Annotated in this window: 2 protein-coding genes; both read left to right on the top strand. The window is 55.0% G+C overall.

The features are described from left to right. Positions 1-253: hypothetical protein (locus CYR55_RS23730; protein WP_206604069.1), on the top strand; the 253-nt coding region annotated here is incomplete at its 5' end. 66 nt (positions 254-319) lie between these two features. Further along, positions 320-766: a hypothetical protein gene (locus CYR55_RS23005; protein WP_101818601.1), complete on the top strand. Its 447-nt coding sequence runs from the start codon at positions 320-322 to the stop codon at positions 764-766. Positions 767-867 lie beyond the last annotated feature (101 nt).

Genomic DNA, 867 nt, shown 5'->3' with positions numbered 1-867 from the left:
GGTAGTAGCCTGCTCCCTGGTTCTGGACGCTGGCGCACCACTGCGTGACTACACCCTGGATAGACCGATGGCTTCAGCTGACGCCGCAGCCCTGTTTGTGGCGTCTGCCGATGAGGCAGCAGCCCGGCAGATCATCGAATGGATGCACTGCTCTGCCGGCAGCGTGATTGACGCCGTAAACCGCGTATTCAGCGCGCCGGCATCGAAAGCCGCAACACGCTACCACCAGCTCGAACGACAGCGTACCAGGTGAAGCAGTCCCCCACACATAACGCCCCATAGAGGGCGTTTTTACTATGCACCAGATAAGGAATCCCGCATGAAAGTCTCTCGCAAAATGATGACATTCTTCACCGCCGTAGCGCGCGCCCATCACATCGACACACCCACGCCCTATACGCATTTTTCATATGTTAATGATGCCGGCAACTACAGCGGGGATGACATTGAGGGCAATCTAAGGGTTCTGGAACAATTGGGGAAGATGGGTATAGTGCGCGTTATCGGTGATGAAGATGACTTTACCGTGCAGCTGGTGGAGCGCTTTGACGTTCTGGCCGGGTGGTTTGATGGTGCCCGGGCGGCCTCCCGTAATGAGGGGACTGACTACAGCGCATATCACTCCTGTCCGATCGCGTTCCTGGCCGGACACCAGCACTGGCATGAGCAGCAGCACCCGAGCGCCATACAGTATAAAGATGAGTTTCACCGCCGGTGTCATGGCTTTGTGTGTGTTGATACTGGGGAGATATGGCAGCAGGAATAAAAACAGCCCCGGAGGGCTGTAGTACTCTCGCAATCTATCAAAAAGGGAAAGCGCGCAAATCCTAACGCAAACCCTCTTAACGATCAAATTTAAGGTAAACA

Origin of the sequence: Chimaeribacter californicus (genome assembly GCF_002858675.1) — a bacterium.
GTDB lineage: Bacteria > Pseudomonadota > Gammaproteobacteria > Enterobacterales > Enterobacteriaceae > Chimaeribacter > Chimaeribacter californicus.
This window is presented reverse-complemented; position numbering and strand designations above follow the sequence as displayed.

Bases quoted from the DNA above. Each gene is read 5' to 3' on its own strand.
- CYR55_RS23005 (WP_101818601.1), top strand. From the start codon at position 320: ATGAAAGTCTCTCGCAAAATGATGACATTCTTCACCGCCGTAGCGCGC.